The following is a 19,174-nucleotide window of genomic DNA, read 5'->3' as shown; positions in this document are numbered from 1 at the left end:
TCAGCCCGGATCGTCCGCCGGCTTCTCGCCGGCCGGCGCGAACAAATCCTCCGGCGCGATGACGGTGACGCGCCGCCCGGCCAGATCCAGCACCGGCACGAAGGCCTTGGTGAACGGCAGGAGCGCGGTGGCGCCGCCGCCCAGGGGGCGCAGCTCCAGGAGGTCGCCGCCGCCGTAATTCGGCACGCCCACGACCGTCCCGATCGGGGTTCCGGCCGCGTCCACCGCCGTGCTGCCGATCAGGTCGGCCGCGTAGACCTCGTCCGCGTCCTCGGAGGCGGCCAGGCGGTCGCGGGGCACGAACAGGCCGACGCGGTTCAACACCTCCGCGGCGTTGCGGCCGGTGACGCCCGTCACGCGGGCGATCAGCATGTCGGGGGAGGAGCCCGGCGCGGGACGCACGTCGGCGAGGGTCAGCGTGCGCCCGTCCGTGGTCAGCAGGGCGCCGTAATCGGCGATCGCCAGTGGGTCGCCGGTATAGGATTTGAGGCGGATCTCGCCGTTCAGCCCGTGCGCGCGCCCGAACTCGCCCAGGAGGACGAGGCTCGGGTCGACCGCCACGGGCTTCGGGGCCGGCTTCGGGGCCGGCGCCTTGGGCGAGGTCGCGGCGTCCGGCGCAATCGCGCCGACCGCCGTACTCGTGCGGCCGCGGCGGCCGCCGTCGCGGGGAGAGGGACCTGCGGGGCGGCGCGCCATGACCGGAGCGCCTTACGCGGCGGCGTCCTCAGCGGGCGCCGCGGCCTTCTCGGCGCGCTTGGCGGCGCGCTCCTTGGCCTTCTCGCCCGGCTCGGCCTTCTGCGGGTTGTTGCGGGTCGGGCGCTTGGCGAGGCCGGCCTGATCCAGGAAGCGCAGGACGCGGTCGGTCGGCTGCGCGCCCTTGGCGAGCCAGCTCTGGATCTTCTCGTTGTCGAGGATGATGCGGGCCGGATCGTCCTTGGCCTTCATCGGGTCGTAGGCGCCGACCTTGTCGATGAAGCGGCCGTCGCGCGGGGCGCGGGCGTCGGCGACGACGATGCGGTAGTAGGGGCGCTTCTTGGCGCCGCCGCGGGTGAGGCGGATCTTGAGGGCCATGGTCTTACTTTCTCTCGGTGTCGGTCGCCGACTCGTGCGTCGCCGCGATCGACTGGTGGTGCCGGATGACCTCCTTGACCACGAAGGCCAGGAACTTTTCGGCGAAATCGGGGTCGAGCTTGGCCTCGACCGCGAGCTTGCGGAGCCGGGCGACCTGACGGGCCTCCCGGTCCGGATCGGAAGGGGGGATCCCCTTTCGGGCCTTGAGCTCGCCGACCCGCTGCGTGCAGCGGAAACGCTCGGCGAGGAGATGGATCAGCGCCGCATCGAAATTGTCGATGCTGTCCCGCAGGCGCGCCAGTTCGGGATCGACGGCTTGAGCGGAGAGGAGGCTCATTTCTTCTTCCCCGGCATGAACCCGCCGAGGCCCGGAAGCTTCGGGCCGCCGAGGCCGGGGAGTCCGGGGAGCTTCGGCATGCCCCCGCCCAGGCCGGGCGGCATCGGCGGCAGCTTGCCGCCGAACTGCTTCTCGATCTGAGCGATCTGCTCCGGCGTCGGCTCCGGCATGCCGGGGGGAAGGCCGGGCATGCCGCCCATCCCGCCGCCCATCCCGCCCCCGCCCAGGCCGAACATCGAGCCGAGCGCCTGCCCGATCCCGCGCTTGCCCTGGCCCATCGCCTTCATCATGTCGGCCATGGTCCGGTGCATCTTCAGGAGCTTGTTGATCTCCGAGACGTCGACGCCCGAGCCCGCGGCGATGCGCTTCTTGCGGCTGTTCTTGAGCAGATCAGGGTTCTTACGCTCCTGCGGGGTCATCGACGAGATGATCGCCCGCTGGCGCTTGAACATCTTCTCGTCGAGGTTGGCGCCCTCGACCTGCTTCTTGATCTGGCCCATTCCGGGCAGCATGCCCATCAGGCCGCCGATGCCGCCCATCTTCTCCATCTGGGCGAGCTGCATGGACAGGTCTTCGAGATCGAACTTGCCCTTGCGCATCTTCTCCGCGGTGCGGAGCGCCTGCTCGTGGTCGATGGTTTCGGCGGCCTTCTCGACGAGCGAGACGATGTCGCCCATGCCGAGGATGCGGTTGGCGACGCGGGCCGGGTGGAACTCCTCCAGCGCGTCGACCTTCTCGCCGACGCCGACGAGCTTGATCGGCTTGCCGGTGACGGCGCGCATCGACAGGGCCGCGCCGCCGCGGGAATCGCCGTCCATGCGGGTCAGGACGATGCCGGTGACGCCGAGCCGCTCGTCGAAGGCGCGGGCGGTGTTGACCGCGTCCTGGCCGGTGAGCGCGTCGGCGACGAGCAGGACCTCGTGGGGCCGGGTCGCGGCCTTCACCTCGGCGGCCTCGGCCATCAGGGCCTCGTCCACGGTGGTGCGGCCGGCGGTGTCGAGCATCACCACGTCGAAGCCGCCGAGCCGCGCGGCGTCCATGGCGCGCTTGGCGATCTGCACCGCCGACTGGCCGGCGATGATCGGCAGCGACTCGACGCCGACCTGCTTCGCCAGAACCGCGAGCTGCTCCATGGCGGCCGGGCGGCGCGTGTCGAGGGAGGCGAGCAGGACCTTGCGCTTCTCGCGGTCGGAGAGCCGCCGGGCGATCTTGGCGGTGGTGGTGGTTTTTCCCGAGCCCTGCAGGCCGACCATCAGGATCGGCACCGGGGCGGGGGCGTTGAGATCGACGGTCTCGGCATCGGTGCCGAGCATCGCAACGAGCTCGTCGTTGACGATCTTCACGACCATCTGGCCGGGCGTCACCGACTTGAGGACGACGGCGCCGACGGCCTTCTCCTTCACCCGGTCGGTGAAGCCGCGGACCACCTCAAGGGCGACGTCGGCCTCCAGCAGGGCGCGGCGCACCTCGCGCATGGCGGCGGTGACGTCGGCCTCGGTGAGCGCGCCGCGGCGCGTCAGTCCCGAGAGGATGCCGGAGAGGCGGTCGGACAGGCCTTCGAACATGGTCTGGACCCGCGCTTACTGTTCGAGGCCGGAGCGCTCGACGCGGCGCGCCTGGAGGGCGGCCTCGAAGCTGCGCAGGGCGCTCGCGAACTTGTCCCGGCAATCCGGGTTGCAGAAGCCGACCACGGCGCCGCTGTAGAGCGTCAGCGCGTCGGCCGAGATCGGCTTGCCCGACCACGGGCAGGTCTCGTTGATCGCGTCCTCGATGTGCAACTCGTGCTGCAACGCTTGCTGATCTCGCGTCATGCGGGTGCCTCGGCCGGCGGATCCCGTCGCGGCGGCGCGGCCCAACGCCCATCGCGCCCGAGGGCGCGCACGCGCTGTCGGGCGTTGACCTCCGGCCTCACGGGGCCGGTCGGCTTGGCACGGGTCGATCTGCTACGGATCGGGAGGGCGGGGCGTAGCCGCGATATGCGGGAAAGTCAATTTTGCGCACCCGCGCTTCGCCTTAGTGCCCCGGGGCGAACCTGCGATGGGGCGTCGCGAGGCGGTCGGGCTTTACCGATCGTTAAGCATGTTCGGATTGTCATCGGCGGGTATTCGCTCAGGACGCCCGCCGATGTCGGAACCCGCCCGCTCCACGCCGCCGATCGACGCCGGCACCCGCACCGCGCCGGGCCCGCTCCGAGACTGGCTCGCCGCGATGAAGACGCACAGCCCGGCCGAGACGCGCAGCGAGCCTCGCGCCCCGGAGATGTCGCCGGAGTCGAAGGGCGCGCGCCCCGCCGAGGCGAGCTGGTCGCCGCGGATCGTCGAGCCGGCCGTGCCGCAGAACGAGACGGTCGAGGATGCCGACCTGTCCGAGCTGATGGCCGAGAACCTGATGCTGAAGGCCAAGCTCCGCCTGGAGGCCGAGCGGAAGGACGAGCTGCAGGCGATCCTGGCGCAGGAGATCCGGGCGCTGCGCGAGCACATCCGCGAGGAGATGGGCTCCCTGGAGGATCTGCGGGCAGAACAGGAGGAGGTCCGCGCCGAGCGCGAGGCGCTTAAGGCCGAGCGCGCGCGGCTGCTTGCCGAGTGCGAGGCGATGCGGCTCGAACACGACCGGGTGCGCGTCGAGCGCGACGTCCTGCGCACCGAGGCCGTTACCCTGGCGGGTGAGCGCGACGCGCTGCGCGAGGAGCGCGACCTGTGGCGCGCGCGGACCGAGGCGCTGGCCCAGCCGTTGTTCCAGATGCAGAAGCGCTAAGCGCGCCGGTCTTCGTCGAGACCCCCGAAAAGCCGAAGGGCCACCCGAGTGGGTGGCCCTTCCATTGCCGAACCGTCGTGTCCGGCGGAACTGTCCCGAAATCGGGTCTCTGACGCGTCTTAGAGCGACGCGCCGGAGGCGACGGTCCAGGTCCGATGAGCCGAGACACACGGCTGATGACAATGAGACACTGGATCACCTCCTTTCGTTCGTTGCGGGTGAGGCGAAGGTAGGTGGCCGCGCCGGACTTGTGAAGCCCCGCGCCTGCGCCCGTTTGTCCTCCCTCGGTGCCGCGCTTCCCCACTCCGGGCACCGGGCGTATGACGGGCCATCCGTGGTCAGCCCGAACCGCCTTGAACGCGCCCTTCACGAATCCGCCGCGCCCCGCCGAGGAACCTGACCTCGATCCCGGTTCGATGCGCCAGCCGCTCGGCAATGCGTGGTACTGCGTCGGCCAGTCCCGAGGCCTCGGCAAGTCCAGCGGCAGGTCCGGCGGGAGCACGGGGCTGCGGGCCGTGGAACTGAACGGCGAGCAGATCGTGCTCGGGCGCGCCCCGGATGGCAGTCCCTTCGCGCTGCGCGACCGGTGCCCCCATCGCGGCATGGCCCTGTCGAAGGGCCGCTTCGACGGCGACACGCTGATGTGCCCGTTCCACGGATGGCGCTTCGGGACGGACGGGCGCTGCCGCGACGTTCCGACACTGTCGGAGCAGGACGCCGCCGATTTCTCACGCATCCAGGTTCAGCGCTTCCCCGTCCGAGAGAGCGCCGGGTTCCTCTGGGTGAACCCACATCTTGGTCCCGCCGCCGGGGAGGTGCCGGCGGTTCCGGCGCTGGATTTCGAGCCGGCCGGGTCGCTCGTGGTCGAACTCGTGGTGGAGGCCTCCTTCGATCTGACGACCCTGAGCCTCGTGGACCCGGGGCACGTCGCCTTCGTCCATGATTCCTGGTGGTTCCGCCCCTCGAAGCAGCTCCGCGAGAAGGTGAAGACCTTCCAGCCGGTGCCGCACGGCTTCGTCATGACGAGCCACGCCACCACGACGAGTTCGCCGATCTACCGGCTGCTCGGCGGCGTGCCCGAGGTCGAGATCGAGTTCCGCCTGCCCGGGGTGCGCCTGGAGCGCATCCGCGCGGGCGAGAAGCGCGTGGCGAACTTTACCTTCGCGACGCCGCTGACCGCCGACCGGACCCTTCTTACCAACGCCCTCTACTGGAGCATGCCGGCGCTGAACCTGCTCAAGCCGGTCGCGCGCCCGTTGATGCGGCAGTTCCTCACCCAGGACCAGGAGGTGCTTCAGCACGCGCAAGCCGGCCTGGATAGAAAGCCCACCATGGTGCTGTTCGGCCAGGGCGATCTGCCCTCGCAATGGTATTTCCGCCTGAAGCGCGAGGCGCTGGAAGCGGCGCGCGACGGGCGGTCCTTCACGAACCCGCTGGAGCGGCGGGACCTGCGCTGGCGCTCCTGACAGTGCGCCGGCTGTAGTTCCGAAAGCCGGTCGTTTAAGGCATTGTTAACCATAGGAGATCAATCGTTTCGGTGCATTACCTCTCATTGAGACAATTTGCGCTGATGCCTCGCTTCTTCATCGATCTTCATGACGGCTTGCAGCCGATCCGCGATGAGGTCGGCTTCGATCTTCCGGACCTGCCGGCCGCGCGCGCCAAGGTCACCCGCATCATGTCGGCGATCGCCCGCGACATGCTGCCCGACGTCGAACGTCAGGATTACGTCGCCTGCGTGCGCGACGGTGTCGGGAAGGTCGTCTATCGGGCGCGGCTGTCGCTGGCCGCCGAGGCGGTCGACTGAGCGGGCCCGCTGCCCAGTCGCTGCTGAGGCGTCCCTGAATTTCCCCGGGGTCTCCCCTGAGGCGCCCGGCCGCGCCGCCGGAGAGCTTGACCGGTCCGCGCCTGCGGCCATCTCACACCCATGAAACGGCGCAGCCTGCTTACGGTCGCCAGCGCGGCCACGGTGATGACTCTCGGTGGTGTCGGCTACGCCGCCCATCGGCGCGGCAGGAACCCGTACTACAGCGGGCCGACCTCCGATCATTTCGACGGCCTGCGGTTCTTCCTGCCGGATCAGGCCACCGACAAGTCGCTGCCGGACGTACTCCGCTGGCAGGCCAAGCGGCAGCGCGAGCCCTGGCCGAAGAGCGCCCCCAGCCCCTATCCAGCGGACCATCCGCCCGAGCGCGTCGCCGGCCTGCGGGTCGTGCTCATCGGCCATGCGAGCTACCTCGTGCAGGTCGCGGGCCGCAACATCCTGATCGATCCGGTCTTTGCCAGACGGGCGAGTCCCGTCCGCTTCGCCGGGCCCCGGCGCGTCAACCCGCCGGGCATCGCCCCGGCCGATCTTCCGCCCATCGACGCGGTGCTGATCACCCACAATCACTACGACCATCTCGACGGGCCGAGCCTCGCGCGGATCTGGCAGCAGCACCAGCCGCTGATCGTGGCGCCCCTGGGCAACGACGCCATCCTGCGCGGCTACGACGACACGATGCACGTCGAGACCCGCGACTGGGGCCAGACGGTCGATCTCGGCGACGGGCTCCAGGTCTACCTCACGCCGGCGAACCATTGGTCGGCCCGGGGCGTCAACGACGGGCGCATGGCCCTGTGGTGCGCCTTCGTGATCACCTCGCCCCGCGGCGTGCATTACCATGTCGGCGATACCGGCTTCGGCGATGGCGGCCTGTTCCGCGAGATCCGAGCCCGCTTCGGGCCTCCGAGGCTGGCGACGCTGCCGATCGGCGCCTACGAGCCGCGCTGGTTCATGCGGGCCCAGCACGTCAATCCCGCCGAGGCCGTCGACGCCTTCACGCTGCTGGGCGCCGAGCAGGCCCTGGGCCATCACTGGGGCACCTTCCAGCTCACCGACGAGGGCATCGAGCGACCCGCCGAGGCCCTGACGGCGGCACTCGGGGCCGCGGGCCTGCCGCCCGAGCGGTTCCTGGCGCTCCGGCCCGGTCAGGTCTGGGAGGCCTGAACCCGCCGTCCAGCTCGGCATGATGCGTGCATCATTCTGTGTGCGGCACGGGTTCGCGGCGCGGGAGCGCCGCCGCACGCCTGAGAGGCGGGCGCCGCTCCGTGCGGCGCATCCGCCCTCAGCCGAGAGACACGATGGACTCGATCAAGCCGACACGTCGATCCCTGATGGCCGGGGCCGCGGCGCTCGCCGCGGTCGCGGCTCCGGGCCGGGCCGGTGCACAGGGCGCAGCGCCCGGCGGCCTGACCTACGGCATCTCGATGACCGACCTGCCGCTCACCACCGGGCAGCCGGACCGGGGCGCCGGCGGCTACCAGTTCACCGGCCTGACCCTCTACGACCCGCTGGTGGCGTGGGAACTCGACGTCGCGGACCGGCCGGGCAAGATGGTCCCCGGGCTCGCCACCGACTGGTCCAGCGACCCGGCGGACCCCAAGGTCTGGACCTTCCACCTGCGCGAGGGCGTCAAATTCCACGACGGGTCCGGCTTCGATGCCGACGCGGTGATCTGGAACTTCGACAAGGTGCTGAACAAGGAGGCACCGCATTTCGATCAGCGGCAGGCCGCCCAGGTCCGCCCGCGCCTGCCCGGCGTGGCGAGCTACCGGAAGCTCGACGCCAAGACCGTTCAGGTCACGACCAAGACTCCCGACAGCCTGTTCCCCTACCAGATGCTGTGGTTCCTGATCTCCTCGCCCGCACAGTACGAGGCGGTCGGGCGCGACTGGGCGAAGTTCGCCTTCGCGCCGGCCGGCACCGGGCCGTTCCGGATGGGCCAGCTGGTCCCGCGGGTGCGCCTCGAACTCCTACCGAACGCCGCGTACTGGAATCCGAAGCGGGTCCCGAAGCTCGCCAAACTCACGCTCACCTGCATTCCCGAGGATCTGGCGCGGGTGAACGCGCTCCTGTCCGGCAACGTCGACCTGATCGAATCGCCCGCGCCCGACGCGGTGCCACGGCTGAAGGCCGCCGGCATGCGCGTCGTCGGCAACGACACGCCCCATGTCTGGAACTACCACCTATCGATGCTGGAGGGCTCGCCCTGGCGGGACCTGCGTCTGCGCAAGGCGGCCAACCTCGCCATCGACCGCGCCGGCGTCGTCGAGCTGATGGGCGGCCTCGCCCAGCCGGCGATCGGGCAGGTTCAGGCGTCGAGCCCGTGGTTCGGCAAGCCCAATTTCCAGATCAAGACCGACGTCGACGCGGCCCGCAAGCTCGTGGAGCAGGCCGGCTACTCCGTCCAGAAGCCCGTCAAGGCCACGATCCTGATCCCCACGGGCGGCACCGGGCAGATGCTGTCGCTCCCGATCAATGAGTTTCTGCAGCAGAGCTGGGCCGAGGTGGGCATCCAGGTCGAGTTCAAGACCGTGGAGCTCGAAGTCGCCTACACGGCTTGGCGCCAGGGCGCGGCCGATCCGAGCCTCAAGGGCGTCACCGCCGGCAACATCGCGTACGTCACCTCGGACCCGTTCTACGCGATCCTGCGCTTCTACGATTCGAAGCAGATCGCCCCGAATGGGGTGAACTGGAGTCACTATCGCAATCCCGAGGTCGACGCCCTCTGCGACCAAGTGAAGGCGAGCCTCGACGCGGATGAGCAGAACAGGCTGCTGGCGCGCATCCACGGGATCGTCGTCGATGATGCCGTGCAGGTGTGGGTGGTGCACGACACCAATCCCCACGCATTGTCACCACGAGTGAAGGAGTATGTTCAGGCTCAGCATTGGTTTCAGGACTTGGCGACACTCGCCTGATCCCACGGGATACCTCGGGCGCGGCAGCGACGACGGGGCGGCCGGGAGCGATCTTCGTAAGAACGTGTCGGGTCGCCACGGCACGCAGGAGCGTCCCACGAGGACCCTGCTCGCTGGCGCCGTTCTGGCCCCCACCGTGCCGACGGTCGTCCCGGCTTCGGCGCAGCGGCGCAGCGCAGGTCGACATCGGACCGGGCGGCCCGCGCGTCGACCTGCATGCCCGCGCCCAGCGTGACGGTGACGTCGGCCGCGAAGAGTATCGCTGCGTCCGCACCTGCGACGAGGGTGTTACTACCGGCGTCACCGCTTCGACAAGGATCGTTCCGTGGCCCGCCGCGGCTACGGATACTGATTCGGCGCTCCACTTCGGTTTCGAGGACTAGCCCTACAGGAAGGGGCCGGCATCCGCCGGCCCCTTTTTCTGCGCGCGGAACATCCAAACACGACGCGCGACCCTGGGCAGGCGATTTCGCACTTGCAGCATGGCTGCGCTAGGATTAGGACGACCAAGCATCAAATTTCGGGAGCATCTGGCAATGACCCTTCGTATCCTCAGTGGTTTCGCCGCGGCAGCCCTCGCCGTGTCCGCATTCTCGGTTCCGGCTGCGCTGGCCAAGCCGGTGAGCGGGGCGAGCGCCGTCAAGATGATCGACACCGACAACGATGGCACCGTCGACATGAAGGAAGTGGAGGCGGTGGCCTCGGCTACCTTCGATCGCCTGGAGAAGGATGCGGACGGCACCCTTGATGCCCGCGAGCTGAAGGGTCGTCTGAGCCAGGCCGGCGTGAAGCGGGCCGATCCGGACAGCGACGGCACCCTCGACAAGAAGGAGTACCTCGCGGCGGTCGGCGAGCGCTTCAAGATGGCCGACCCGGACGGCGACGGTACCCTGGATGCCAAGGAGCTGAACTCGAAGGCCGGCAAGGCGCTCCTTGCCCTTATCAAGTGAGGCGCGGTGAGCGTTCCTGAAGGAGCGCGAAGGGAGGCCCTCGCGGTCGTATCCGCGGGGGCCTTCCCGTTTGTCGGCCTCAGGCGTCGGACGCCGCGTTGCGTTCGAGGAAGGCCCGCAGGTAGCCACCGGCGGCCCCCGCGCGTTCGACGGCCAGGAGGTGGGCGGCTCGCGGCAGGACCACGAGTTCGGCCTGAGCGATCCCCCGGCAGATCTCCTCCGCCATCGCGGGCGGCGTCGAGGAATCATCGCGTCCGGCGATCACGAGTGTCGGCGCGGTGATGGCGGGAAGAACCGGCCTCAGGTCCATGCGTCCGATGGCGCCGCAGCAGACCGCGTAACCCACCCGGTCGCAGGCCAGGAAGCGCGCGCGCACCGCCTGGATCGCCTCGGGCGCGCGTTCGGCGAAGCCGGGGGTGAACCATCGGCCCAGGGTCGCCTCGACGACGGCGCCGGTGCCCTGGCTCCGGACGGTGTCGGCGCGTTCGTTCCAGCTCTGCGCACTCGGCAAGTGCGCCGCCGTCGCCATCAGGGTCGCGCTGAGCACCCGTTCGGGATGGGCGCTCGCGAGGGCCTGAACGGTCATGCCACCGAGCGACAAGCCCACCAGATGGGCGCGGCCGATCTCGAGGGCGTCGAGCAGTCCCGCGAGGTCACCGGCTAGATCGGCGATCTCCGCGGGCGCGTCGCGGGTCTGCGAGCCGCCATGTCCTCGCGTGTCGTAGCGCAGCGTGCGGAACCGGTCCCCCAGTACCGGCAGCACTCCGTCCCACATCTCCAGCGTTGCCCCGAGGGAGTTCGAGAAGGCGACCACCGGGGCGTCCTCCGGTCCCGCGAGGACGTAGCGGAACGTGAGTCCGCCGATTGCGATCTGGGACATGCGGTAACCTCCGAATGACGGTCTCACCTCCGCGGCGCATCACGCCCGCAGGAAGCAAGCCCCGTCGAGATAGGTCTCGCTCCGGCCGATGGGCAGCACCCGCCGAAACAGCACGGGCCCGTTCGCCACAGGATCCGCCGTGCCCGTGATGCGAGGCCGCAGCCCCGATCGCGATCGTCGCTCCCGTGCTCCGGACCGCGGGCGTGCCGCCGCTCGGAGTGAGCGCTCGTCTTGCCGGCGGTCCCGCTGAGGGGGCATCGCGGCGTCCCGGTCAGGCGCGGCCCAGCGCTATCAGGCTCCAGCCGCGCTCGTGCAGGTAGTACAGAACCGTCTTGGTCACGGTCTCGGTCGACGCGATGGACCCCGCGATGAGGACGTTCCCGGTAAACAGGTAGGACAGCACCAGCGTGTCCAGGCTTCCGATGATGCGCCAGCTCACCGCCTTGGCGATCGAGCGGACCCGGCTCTCGCGGGCGAGCGCGGCCCGCTGCTCCGCGGGGACCGGACCGGCTCGGTCCTGGGCTGGCACATCTTCCCCGGCCATGTCGGAATCCTGCGGTTGATTCACCGGCCAACGCGCGGATCGGCGTCGGGTCCACGGACCGCATCACGGTCCCTCCGGAATGCTGGCGCCGGCGGCCAGCCTGCAACATGTGTCGATGCGGATCACGGACATTCGCCCGGCACAGCACGCTGCGAAGCGGGAGGGTTACGCGCGATGCACGAGCCTTCGGTTCAGGATCCTACATCCCGCGAGCCTGCGACCCGCCCGGCTGAGATCTGGGAGACGGTAGCCGGTTTGGTCACCGCGAAGGTTGAGCCGGTAATCGGACGGGGTGAGACGCTGCGCGGTCCGGCGACCGACGACCTGCGCGATCTGGAGGCGCTGGCGGGGCGCCACTGCGACAGCCCCGACACGGTCCAGATCATCGCCTCAGGGCGGCGGCTCCTCGGCGATCGTCGCGAGATCGGTCCGCCGGAGGGGCCCTTCCGGCGGACCTGAGCACCCGGCCGCGGTGCGCGCGGAACGTGAGGCGGGCGCTAGGATGATCTGCGGTTCGACGGGACAGTGGTCGCGTCCCGCCCGGTCCGGGACCGGATCAGGACGATGGCCGCAGCCACCGCCCAAGCCGTGCAGGTCGGCGCGACCCATTGCTGGAGGTTCGGAAGCGTCCAACCGTACAGGAACTCGGCGCCGAGATGCGCCTCAACGGCCTCCCAGCCGGCATGCTTGAGGTCGTGCTCGCGCTGTCCGGCCTCGCGGCCGTAATAGTAGCTCGACACGACGAGGGCTGCGGTGACTTCCGGGCGCGGACCGCGCAGCGCGACCATGGCGACCGCCACGCCCACGGTCTCCAGGACCGCCGTGAGGGCGTGACTGGCCGCCGGGTTCGCGATCATGAAGGCGACGAGGGATTCGAGCATGCGTCCGCGCTTACACCGGGCCGGTGGATCTGCGGCCGAGAGCGTCTCGGATCGGCCGCGCGGGTGACGCGCCGGCCATAGGGGTACCGAGGAGCGAGAGGATGAACGACGCGTACGATCTCGGCCGCTTCGTGGCGGCACAGGAAGGCATCTATCCGCGGGCGCTGGCGGAGCTTCAAGCCGGGGAGAAGCGCAGCCACTGGATGTGGTTCATCTTCCCGCAGATCGCCGGGCTGGGCCTCAGCTCGATGGCGCGGCGTTACGCGATCCGGTCCCTCGATGAGGGACGCGCCTATCTCGGCCATCCGCTGCTCGGGCCACGCCTGCGCGCCTGCACGGCAGCCGTCAACGCCCTGTCCGGACGCTCGGCAAACGCGATCTTCGGGACTCCCGACGACGTGAAGTTCCGCTCCAGCATGACCCTGTTCGCCGCCGCCGCACCGGAGGAGCCGTGCTTCGCGGAGGCGCTGGCGCACTACTTTGCTGGCTCACCCGACCCCCTCACCCTGGAAAAGCTTGGCTGAGCCGGGCGGGTCAACGGCCCCACAGGCCCACCCGCTCGGCCCGGGCCTGTTCTTCGGCGCCGAGAAGGTCGGCCGGCGCATCCTCGGAGGCGCGCGCGCCGCCCGCCGCGAGGATCAGCGCGGCGAGATCATCACCCTCGATGCGACAGCGCGCCGTGGCGCTGTCCGAGACGCCGGTGCAGACCACTTCTCGCCGCCGCAGATAGCTCGCGAGCTGGCGGGCGAGGTGGCCGCGCTCGCCCTCGACGCCGAGGAGGCGCACGGGTCGCCCGCGCAGGGTCAGCGTTCCGGTATCGATCACCTCCGGCACACCGCGGACCTCGCCGGCCGCCGCCGCACCGGCCGGAGTTGCGACTGCGCGGGCCGCCTCGGCGCGCTCCGCCGCGGGCCGCGGCTTGCCCTTCGTGAGCTTCTCGGAGGCCCGCTGGACGAAATCGTGGAAGATCCCGGCCGGCATCTCGCCGCCGAACATCCGGTTCATCGCGCTGTCGTCGTCGTTGCCGATCCAGACTCCGACCACGAGGTCGGGCGTCATGCCGATGAACCACGCGTCCCGGAAATCCTGGCTCGTGCCGGTCTTGCCGCCGATGATCTGCCCCGGCACCCGCGCGGCTCGGCCGGTGCCGGATTCCACCACCGCCTGGAGCGAGTCGAGCATCATCGTGCGCGGCTCCTGGGCGAGGCTCGTTCCGCCCGCCGGGTCGGCGTGGACGTAGAGCGGCTGCGGGGTGCCGCCGCGGATCGCGTGGATGGCGAAGGCGTCGAGCGGGGTGCGGCCGGCGAGGACCGAGCCGTAGGCCCGGGTCATCTCCAGCAGGCTGACGCCGCCGGAGCCCAGGACGAGGCTCGGCACGTTCGGAAGGTCGGACTGGATCCCGAGCTTGCGCGCCGTGGCGATCACCGCCGGGATGCCGACCTCCTGGCCGAGTTCCGCCGCCACCGTGTTGATGGAGAGCGCGAAGGCGGTCCGGAGCGGCACCGACCCGCGGTAGCGCCCGTCGTCGTTCTCCGGCTCCCAGTCGCCGATCTTCACCGGGCGATCGACCACGATCGATTCGGGCGTGAAACCCTGCTCGTAGGCCGTGAGGTAGACGAGCAGCTTGAACAGCGAGCCCGGCTGTCGCTTGGCCTGAACAGCCCGGTTGAACTGGCTGTCCTCGTAGTCGCGCCCGCCCACCATGGCGAGAATCGCTCCCTCCTTCGACAGCACCACCATGGCCGCCTGGCCGACCTTGCGGCGCGCCCCGTCCTTGTCGAGGCGGCGGCCGACGATGCCTTCGGCGAGGCTCTGGAGGTCGAGGTTGAGGGTCGACCGGACCGTGATGTCGCCGTCCTTGCCGGCCAGGCGCTTCACGTCGCCCGCGATCATGTCGAGGAAGTAGTTGGTGCCGGGGGGCGCCTCGGGCGGCGACTTCAGGGTCACGCTCTGCTTGCGGGCCGCGTCGGCGGCGGCCGGGGTGATCGCTCCCGTCTCGACCATCGTCTGGAGCACCACGTCGGCGCGCTCCTTTGCGCCGCCGAGGTTGCGTGTCGGGGCGAGCTGCGAAGGCGCCCGCACCAGCCCGGCCAGCATGGCCGATTCCGGGAGGTTCAGGGCCTTGGCGGGCTTGCCGAAGTAGCGCCGGGCGGCCGCGTCCGCGCCGTAGGCACCGGCGCCGAAATAGGCGGTGTCGAGGTAGCCGAGCAGGATCTCGTCCTTGCTCATCGTCGCCTCCACGCGCAGCGCCAGGAACGCCTCCTGGACCTTGCGCCAGAGCGACTTTTCCTGGTTGAGGGAGGTGAGACGCGCATATTGCTGGGTGATCGTCGATCCGCCCTCGCGCACGCCGCCGCCCGCGAAGTTGCGCCAGGCCGCCCGGGCGAGCCCGCGCAGGTCGATGCCCCAGTGGCTGTAGAAACGCCGGTCCTCGATCGCCACGATCGCCTGGGCGAGGTGCGGCGGCAGGTCGGCCTGGGTGAGCTTCTGACCGCGGAAGCTGCCGCGTGTGGCGAAGACCCGCCCGTCGTCGGACTCCACCGTGATCGCCCGCTGTCCGGTCTCGACCACGGCCCCGCCGAGCGGCGGCAGCGTCAGAAGCGCGGCGAGCAGGTAGACCGCCAGGGCCAGGACCGGCAGCAGGATCGCGGCGCCGGCGAGGCGCAGGACGGGAATCCGGCCCCCGCGCCGGAATCCGGCCGCCCTGGCGCTCGGCCGCACGGCGGGGGCTGGCGGGCGGGCGGTCGAGGCCGCGTCGGGTCGCAGGCGAGCGCGGCCCCGCGCCATCAGGGCGCCGGACCGCGCCGATGCCCTGCGCCCGAGGCGGACGACGCCGCGCGCGGCCGCCGCGATCAGGACCCACAGGTGGCGGACGAGGTCCAGCGCCGCGCGCCGCGCCTCCCGGGCCGCCAAGCGCGGATCCGGGGCGGGGGCGGCCGATCCGGAATCCGGTCTCGGCGGTGTCGGCTCCTCGGCCGGGGCGCGTTCCGGCGCGTCGGGCGTCATCGCAGTGCGGCTTCCGGGACCGGGGGGTTCCGGTCGACGGCGTGTCTTAAGCCTCATCCGGATCCCTGTCCCACGCTGCGGGGACGCAATCCCGCCCGGCGAGCGTCGGACCGCGGGCCACCTGCGGTCACCGCCGGGCCGGCGGGAGCGTCGAACCGTGCTGGCTGCGCAGCTTGAAGGCGAGGATCAGCAGGAGCACGCCGAACGCGAACGTGTAGGAGCCGATCCACCACGTCAGCACCAGGGCCGACATGCCCGGGTTGATGAGGAGCGCGGCTCCGAACAGGATCGACACGACGCCGCCGAGGACGAGCCACCAGCGCCCGTAATGCAGATGCAGGCGGAACGCGGCCGCGATCATCAGGCCGCCGGTGACCAGCGCCCAGGCCGCAAGCAGGAGGACGAAGGCCCAGACGGCGGCCGCCGGCACGAGCACCGCGGCGACGCCGACGATGACGTCGACGATGCCCTCCAGCAGCAGGAAGCCCCAGCGCTCGTGCCGCTGCGCGGCCCGGACGGCGCCCACGATGGCGAAGACGCCGTCGGCGAACATGTAGGCCGCGAAGAACAGCACCAGGGAGAGCACGAAGGCGCCCGGCGCCACGAACGCCAGGATGCCGAACAGGATGGCGACGACCCCGCGCAGGGCGATGAGCCACCAGTTGCGGGCGAGGGCCGCGCTCATGGCGTCGAGGCGCGCGACCCCGACGAGGGGGACGCCGGAGGATGAGGTGGCGGTCGGACCTGGGTTCGGGCTGCTGGTCATGGCTGGACTCCGGAACGTGCTGGTCGTGCACGGCAAAGGTTCCCGGCGCAGAACGCCGCACTGCGGCAACCGTTCCTGAGCCCCGGCCAGACGATAGGGAACCTTGTAGCAGGGCCCGGCTTGTGAAGGTCGAGGCGGGCGATGTGCAGCGCCCGGTCGCTGCGAGGCGACCGGCCCATCGGGCGACGATTTCCCATGTTTGACGATCAGCGGCAGGCCTCCGAGGCCGAGGCGTGCGCGCGGCCGGTCGACGGCCGGAGCGGTGCGGTCGATCGCGATGTGCTCGACCTCGGCCGGGACCGCGCGGCTGCGGACCGCGAGACCACCCGCAAGCCCGGCACCGAAGACGCGGATCCGGCCGAGGACCCGGATACGCAGGACGGCGAAGGCGACGACGGCGACGATGATGCTTGGGCGCGGCGGCCCAACATTCTGCGGCGCCACCCGTTTGCGTTCCTGCTCGGCGGCCTCGCGGTGGTCGCCCTCTGCGTCGGCATCTTCTTCTACTGGCTCCTGTACATGCATCCGTACGAGAGCACCGACGACGCCTTCGTCGACGCGCGCAGCATCGCGATCCAGCCGAAGGTCGGGGGCTACCTCGCCGAGGTGCCGGTCACCGACAACCAGCACGTCGAGGGTGGTCAGGTGCTGTTCCGGATCGACCCCCGCGACTACCAGATCGCGCTGGAGCAGGCGAAGGCACAGGTCCAGGCCGATCAGGCCGCGATCCGGAACATCGACGCGCAGATCCAGGCGCAGAACGCCAACATCGACGTGTCCAAGGCGCAGGTCGCCACCGCCGAGGCGGCCCTGAAATTCGCCCAGGAGGACGCGGCCCGCTACAAGGACCTCGCCGAGCGCGGCTCGGGCTCGGTCCAGCAGTCGCAATCCGCGACCTCGACGCTGCAGCAGCGGCAGGCCTCCCTGCAGAGTGCCAGTGCCAGCGTCGTCGCGGCCCAGAAGCAGATCGGCTCCCTCCAGGCGCAGAAGGCCTCGACCGAGGCGCAGCTCGCCCGCGACGCCGCGCAGGTCGAGCAGGCCGAGCTGAACCTCGGCTACACCACGATCCGGTCCGTGCAGCCCGGCCGCATCGTCCGGCTCACCGGAGGCAGCGGACAACTCGCGCAGGCCGGCCAGAGCCTGTCGATGTTCGTGCCCGACGACATCTGGATCACCGCGAACTTCAAGGAGACGCAGATCACCGACATGCGCCCGGGCCAGCCGGTCGACGTCGAGATCGACGCCTATCCGGGCCGCAGGATCCACGGCACCGTGGCCTCCGTGCAGCCGGGCTCGGGCACAGCCTTCAGCCTGCTGCCGGCGCAGAACGCCACCGGCAACTACGTGAAGGTGACGCAGCGTATCCCGGTGAAGATCGTCGTCGAGGAATGGCCGAAGGACGTCGCGATCGGTCCGGGCATGTCGATCGTCCCGACCGTCACGGTGCGGTGAGCGCCGTGACCGGCCAAGCGGGCGCCGTGCCCGGGCACAAGTCGAAGGCGGGCCGGGCATCGTCCGGCCAAGCATCGTCCGGCAAGGGGTCTTCCGGGAAAGCGTCTTCCGGGAAAGCATCGTCCGGCACGGCACCGGGCGGCCACAACCCGTGGCTGATCGCCGGCGTGGTCGCGCTGGCGACCTTCATGGAGGTGCTCGACACCACCATCGCCAACGTGGCCCTCCGCTACATCTCGGGCGGCCTCGCGGTCGGCCCCGACGAGGCCGCCTGGGTGGTGACGAGCTACCTCGTGGCCAACGCCATCACGCTGACGGCCTCGAGCTTCCTGGCCAAGCGCTACGGCCGCAAGGCCTTCTTCATGTGGTCGGTGGGCCTGTTCACCGTCGCGTCGATCCTGTGCGGCTTCGCCTGGAGCCTGGAATCGCTGCTCTTCTTCCGGGTGCTGCAGGGACTCGGCGGCGGCGGCATGGCGCCGCTGGCCCAGTCGATCCTGGCGGATTCCTTCCCGCCGGAGAAGCGGGGGCAGGCCTTCGCGCTCTACGGCGTCGCCATCGTGGTCGCGCCCGTGATCGGGCCGACGCTCGGCGGCTGGCTGTCCGACAACGCATCCTGGCACTGGTGCTTCCTGATCAACGGCCCGGTGGGCGTCATCGCCCTCGGCCTGATGCACTGGCTCATCGAGGACAGCGAGGCGGCCAAGAAGGAGCGGCGCGCCCTGGTGCGCAGGGGCATCCGGTTCGACAGCGTCGGTTTCCTGCTGGTCGCCCTCTTCCTCGGCTCGCTGGAGGTGATCCTCGACGAGGGGCAGCGGAAGGACTGGTTCGGCACCTCGACGCTGATGAACGTGTCCGGCGTCCTCATGGTGGTCTCGTTCGTGGCCATGATTCCGTGGCTCCTGAACGCGAAGAACCCCGTCGTCGACCTGAGGCTCATCGGCAACCGGCAGTTCGGATCCTGCTTCGTGGTGATGATGTTCACCGGGGCGATCCTCATCTCGACGACGCAGTTCATCCCGCAGATCACCCAGGAATATTACGGCTACACCGCCACCCTGTCGGGACTCGTCCTCGGCCCGGGCGGCATCGTCACCGTGGTGATGATGTTCCTCACCGGGCGCGCCTCGGCGTTCCTCCAGCCGAAATGGCTGATCGCCACCGGCATGGCCATCGTGGCGCTCGGCATGTACGACCTGACGCGGATCGACGGCACCACGACGTTCTCGTTCTTCGCGTGGTCGCGGGTCTACATCGGCATCGGCCTGCCGATGGTGTTCCTGTCGATCACCTCGGCTTCCTACGAGGGCATCCGCAAGGACCAGACCGATCAGGCCTCGGCGCTGATCAACGTCGCCCGCAACGTCGGGGGCTCCATGGGCGTCTCCCTCGCCCAGAACATCCTGGCCTACCGCGGCCAGTTCCATCAGAGCCGGCTGGCGGAGAGCGTGAACTCGACGGCGCCTGCGTATCAGGAGACCATGCGGCAGGCGACGCAGTACTTCTCCGAGCACGGCTACGCCGGCGTCGAGGCGAAGAGCCAGGCAACGGCGTGGATCGGGAGCGTGCTGAGCACGCAGGTAGCCTACTGGGCCTATATCGACGTGTTCTGGGTCCTCGGCGTCGTGGCCGCCTGCGCGGTGCCGATCGCACTCAGTCTCAAGAGCGTGAAGCGTGGCGGCGGCGCCCCGGCCGGGCATTGAGGCGGGAGTCGAGGTTCAAGAACGTGGACCGCGCCCCGCACGTCGCGCGGTCCTCGGTTTCGGAACGGAACTCCACCCGCGGCCGGATCC

General features: G+C 70.3%; 20 protein-coding genes. 10 read left to right on the top strand and 10 right to left on the bottom strand.

Translation table 11 applies throughout. The features are described from left to right. Genes rimM through MFF58_RS08875 form a run of 5 tightly spaced genes read right to left on the bottom strand, consistent with a single transcriptional unit; the run spans position 1 to position 3,219 of the window. Positions 1-696 (bottom strand): ribosome maturation factor RimM, encoded by a 696-nt coding sequence (gene rimM, locus MFF58_RS08895; protein WP_238286712.1) that lies wholly within the window; start codon positions 694-696, stop codon positions 1-3. A 12-nt stretch (positions 697-708) separates the two neighbouring features. Continuing rightward, positions 709-1,071 carry a 30S ribosomal protein S16 gene (gene rpsP, locus MFF58_RS08890; RefSeq protein WP_192706308.1) on the bottom strand — a complete coding sequence of 121 codons (363 nt, stop codon included), beginning with the start codon at positions 1,069-1,071 and terminating at the stop codon, positions 709-711. 4 nt (positions 1,072-1,075) lie between these two features. Then, the gene (locus MFF58_RS08885) at positions 1,076-1,408 is read right to left on the bottom strand and encodes a chorismate mutase (protein ID WP_238286711.1); all 333 of its coding nucleotides are present in this window, start codon (positions 1,406-1,408) and stop codon (positions 1,076-1,078) included. Further along, on the bottom strand, positions 1,405-2,973 hold the full coding sequence (ffh, locus tag MFF58_RS08880) for a signal recognition particle protein (RefSeq protein WP_238286710.1): 1,569 nt from the start codon (positions 2,971-2,973) through the stop codon (positions 1,405-1,407). Before ffh ends, MFF58_RS08885 begins: the two co-directional genes overlap by 4 nt. A 15-nt stretch (positions 2,974-2,988) precedes the next feature. Then, entirely contained in the window at positions 2,989-3,219 is a 231-nt protein-coding gene (locus MFF58_RS08875) for a glutathione S-transferase (RefSeq protein ID WP_238286709.1), read from the bottom strand. 313 nt (positions 3,220-3,532) lie between these two features. Between MFF58_RS08875 and MFF58_RS08870 the strand changes: the two genes are divergently transcribed. The 6 genes from MFF58_RS08870 (at position 3,533) to lanM (ending at position 9,855) form a co-directional block, all read left to right on the top strand. After that, positions 3,533-4,162 (top strand): ATPase, encoded by a 630-nt coding sequence (locus MFF58_RS08870; RefSeq protein WP_238286708.1) that lies wholly within the window; start codon positions 3,533-3,535, stop codon positions 4,160-4,162. A 416-nt stretch (positions 4,163-4,578) separates the two neighbouring features. Continuing rightward, positions 4,579-5,628, top strand: a complete 1,050-nt coding sequence (locus tag MFF58_RS08865; protein WP_373323303.1) for a Rieske 2Fe-2S domain-containing protein — start codon at positions 4,579-4,581, stop codon at positions 5,626-5,628. Between the two features lie 104 nt (positions 5,629-5,732). Then, positions 5,733-5,969, top strand: coding sequence for a DUF6894 family protein (locus MFF58_RS08860; RefSeq protein ID WP_238286706.1), 237 nt, complete (start codon positions 5,733-5,735; stop codon positions 5,967-5,969). Positions 5,970-6,089: 120 nt separating this feature from the next. Then, complete coding sequence (locus tag MFF58_RS08855) at positions 6,090-7,151, top strand: MBL fold metallo-hydrolase (RefSeq protein WP_238286705.1); 1,062 nt, start codon at positions 6,090-6,092, stop codon at positions 7,149-7,151. 134 nt (positions 7,152-7,285) lie between these two features. Further along, positions 7,286-8,905, top strand: a complete 1,620-nt coding sequence (locus MFF58_RS08850) for an ABC transporter substrate-binding protein (protein ID WP_238286703.1) — start codon at positions 7,286-7,288, stop codon at positions 8,903-8,905. A gap of 536 nt (positions 8,906-9,441) precedes the next feature. Then, complete coding sequence (gene lanM, locus MFF58_RS08845) at positions 9,442-9,855, top strand: lanmodulin LanM (protein WP_238286702.1); 414 nt, start codon at positions 9,442-9,444, stop codon at positions 9,853-9,855. Between the two features lie 79 nt (positions 9,856-9,934). On the opposite strand, the gene pcaD is transcribed toward lanM, so the two are convergent. Then, positions 9,935-10,735 (bottom strand): 3-oxoadipate enol-lactonase, encoded by an 801-nt coding sequence (gene pcaD / locus MFF58_RS08840; protein WP_238286700.1) that lies wholly within the window; start codon positions 10,733-10,735, stop codon positions 9,935-9,937. A gap of 271 nt (positions 10,736-11,006) precedes the next feature. Then, positions 11,007-11,279, bottom strand: a complete 273-nt coding sequence (locus MFF58_RS08835) for a DUF2061 domain-containing protein (RefSeq protein ID WP_238286698.1) — start codon at positions 11,277-11,279, stop codon at positions 11,007-11,009. Between the two features lie 174 nt (positions 11,280-11,453). Here MFF58_RS08835 and MFF58_RS08830 point away from each other — a divergent pair, with 174 nt between their 5' ends. Then, a complete protein-coding gene (locus tag MFF58_RS08830; RefSeq protein WP_238286697.1) occupies positions 11,454-11,738 on the top strand; it encodes a hypothetical protein in 285 nt (94 codons plus the stop codon). Between the two features lie 38 nt (positions 11,739-11,776). Here MFF58_RS08830 and MFF58_RS08825 read toward each other — a convergent pair whose 3' ends face one another. Further along, positions 11,777-12,160 (bottom strand): hypothetical protein, encoded by a 384-nt coding sequence (locus tag MFF58_RS08825; protein WP_238286696.1) that lies wholly within the window; start codon positions 12,158-12,160, stop codon positions 11,777-11,779. Positions 12,161-12,261: 101 nt separating this feature from the next. Here MFF58_RS08825 and MFF58_RS08820 point away from each other — a divergent pair, with 101 nt between their 5' ends. Then, entirely contained in the window at positions 12,262-12,684 is a 423-nt protein-coding gene (locus tag MFF58_RS08820; RefSeq protein WP_238286695.1) for a DUF1810 domain-containing protein, read from the top strand. Positions 12,685-12,694: 10 nt separating this feature from the next. Here the strand turns inward: MFF58_RS08820 and MFF58_RS08815 are convergent, their stop codons facing one another. Both MFF58_RS08815 and MFF58_RS08810 read right to left on the bottom strand, forming a co-directional pair. After that, positions 12,695-15,166 carry a PBP1A family penicillin-binding protein gene (locus MFF58_RS08815; RefSeq protein ID WP_238286694.1) on the bottom strand — a complete coding sequence of 824 codons (2,472 nt, stop codon included), beginning with the start codon at positions 15,164-15,166 and terminating at the stop codon, positions 12,695-12,697. A gap of 127 nt (positions 15,167-15,293) precedes the next feature. Continuing rightward, complete coding sequence (locus tag MFF58_RS08810; RefSeq protein ID WP_238286693.1) at positions 15,294-15,932, bottom strand: HdeD family acid-resistance protein; 639 nt, start codon at positions 15,930-15,932, stop codon at positions 15,294-15,296. Positions 15,933-16,127: 195 nt separating this feature from the next. On the opposite strand from MFF58_RS08810, the gene MFF58_RS08805 reads away from it, so the two are divergent. Then, positions 16,128-17,384, top strand: a complete 1,257-nt coding sequence (locus MFF58_RS08805; protein ID WP_238286692.1) for an HlyD family secretion protein — start codon at positions 16,128-16,130, stop codon at positions 17,382-17,384. Continuing rightward, positions 17,381-19,084, top strand: a complete 1,704-nt coding sequence (locus tag MFF58_RS08800; RefSeq protein ID WP_238286691.1) for a DHA2 family efflux MFS transporter permease subunit — start codon at positions 17,381-17,383, stop codon at positions 19,082-19,084. The genes MFF58_RS08805 and MFF58_RS08800 overlap by 4 nt, the downstream gene beginning before the upstream one ends. Positions 19,085-19,174: the final 90 nt, after the last annotated feature.

It is taken from the genome of Methylobacterium longum (assembly GCF_022179385.1).
GTDB lineage: Bacteria > Pseudomonadota > Alphaproteobacteria > Rhizobiales > Beijerinckiaceae > Methylobacterium > Methylobacterium longum.
This window is presented reverse-complemented; position numbering and strand designations above follow the sequence as displayed.

Coding starts and splice junctions, on each gene's coding strand:
- MFF58_RS08810 (WP_238286693.1), bottom strand. CDS start 15,932: ATGACCAGCAGCCCGAACCCAGGTCCGACCGCCACCTCATCCTCCGGC.
- MFF58_RS08830 (WP_238286697.1), top strand. CDS start 11,454: ATGCACGAGCCTTCGGTTCAGGATCCTACATCCCGCGAGCCTGCGACC.
- MFF58_RS08870 (WP_238286708.1), top strand. CDS start 3,533: ATGTCGGAACCCGCCCGCTCCACGCCGCCGATCGACGCCGGCACCCGC.
- rimM (WP_238286712.1), bottom strand. CDS start 696: ATGGCGCGCCGCCCCGCAGGTCCCTCTCCCCGCGACGGCGGCCGCCGC.
- MFF58_RS08860 (WP_238286706.1), top strand. CDS start 5,733: ATGCCTCGCTTCTTCATCGATCTTCATGACGGCTTGCAGCCGATCCGC.
- MFF58_RS08820 (WP_238286695.1), top strand. CDS start 12,262: ATGAACGACGCGTACGATCTCGGCCGCTTCGTGGCGGCACAGGAAGGC.
- rpsP (WP_192706308.1), bottom strand. CDS start 1,071: ATGGCCCTCAAGATCCGCCTCACCCGCGGCGGCGCCAAGAAGCGCCCC.
- MFF58_RS08835 (WP_238286698.1), bottom strand. CDS start 11,279: ATGGCCGGGGAAGATGTGCCAGCCCAGGACCGAGCCGGTCCGGTCCCC.
- MFF58_RS08850 (WP_238286703.1), top strand. CDS start 7,286: ATGGACTCGATCAAGCCGACACGTCGATCCCTGATGGCCGGGGCCGCG.
- MFF58_RS08865 (WP_373323303.1), top strand. CDS start 4,579: ATGCGCCAGCCGCTCGGCAATGCGTGGTACTGCGTCGGCCAGTCCCGA.
- lanM (WP_238286702.1), top strand. CDS start 9,442: ATGACCCTTCGTATCCTCAGTGGTTTCGCCGCGGCAGCCCTCGCCGTG.
- MFF58_RS08885 (WP_238286711.1), bottom strand. CDS start 1,408: ATGAGCCTCCTCTCCGCTCAAGCCGTCGATCCCGAACTGGCGCGCCTG.
- pcaD (WP_238286700.1), bottom strand. CDS start 10,735: ATGTCCCAGATCGCAATCGGCGGACTCACGTTCCGCTACGTCCTCGCG.
- MFF58_RS08815 (WP_238286694.1), bottom strand. CDS start 15,166: ATGACGCCCGACGCGCCGGAACGCGCCCCGGCCGAGGAGCCGACACCG.
- MFF58_RS08825 (WP_238286696.1), bottom strand. CDS start 12,160: ATGCTCGAATCCCTCGTCGCCTTCATGATCGCGAACCCGGCGGCCAGT.
- MFF58_RS08805 (WP_238286692.1), top strand. CDS start 16,128: ATGTTTGACGATCAGCGGCAGGCCTCCGAGGCCGAGGCGTGCGCGCGG.
- MFF58_RS08855 (WP_238286705.1), top strand. CDS start 6,090: ATGAAACGGCGCAGCCTGCTTACGGTCGCCAGCGCGGCCACGGTGATG.
- MFF58_RS08875 (WP_238286709.1), bottom strand. CDS start 3,219: ATGACGCGAGATCAGCAAGCGTTGCAGCACGAGTTGCACATCGAGGAC.
- ffh (WP_238286710.1), bottom strand. CDS start 2,973: ATGTTCGAAGGCCTGTCCGACCGCCTCTCCGGCATCCTCTCGGGACTG.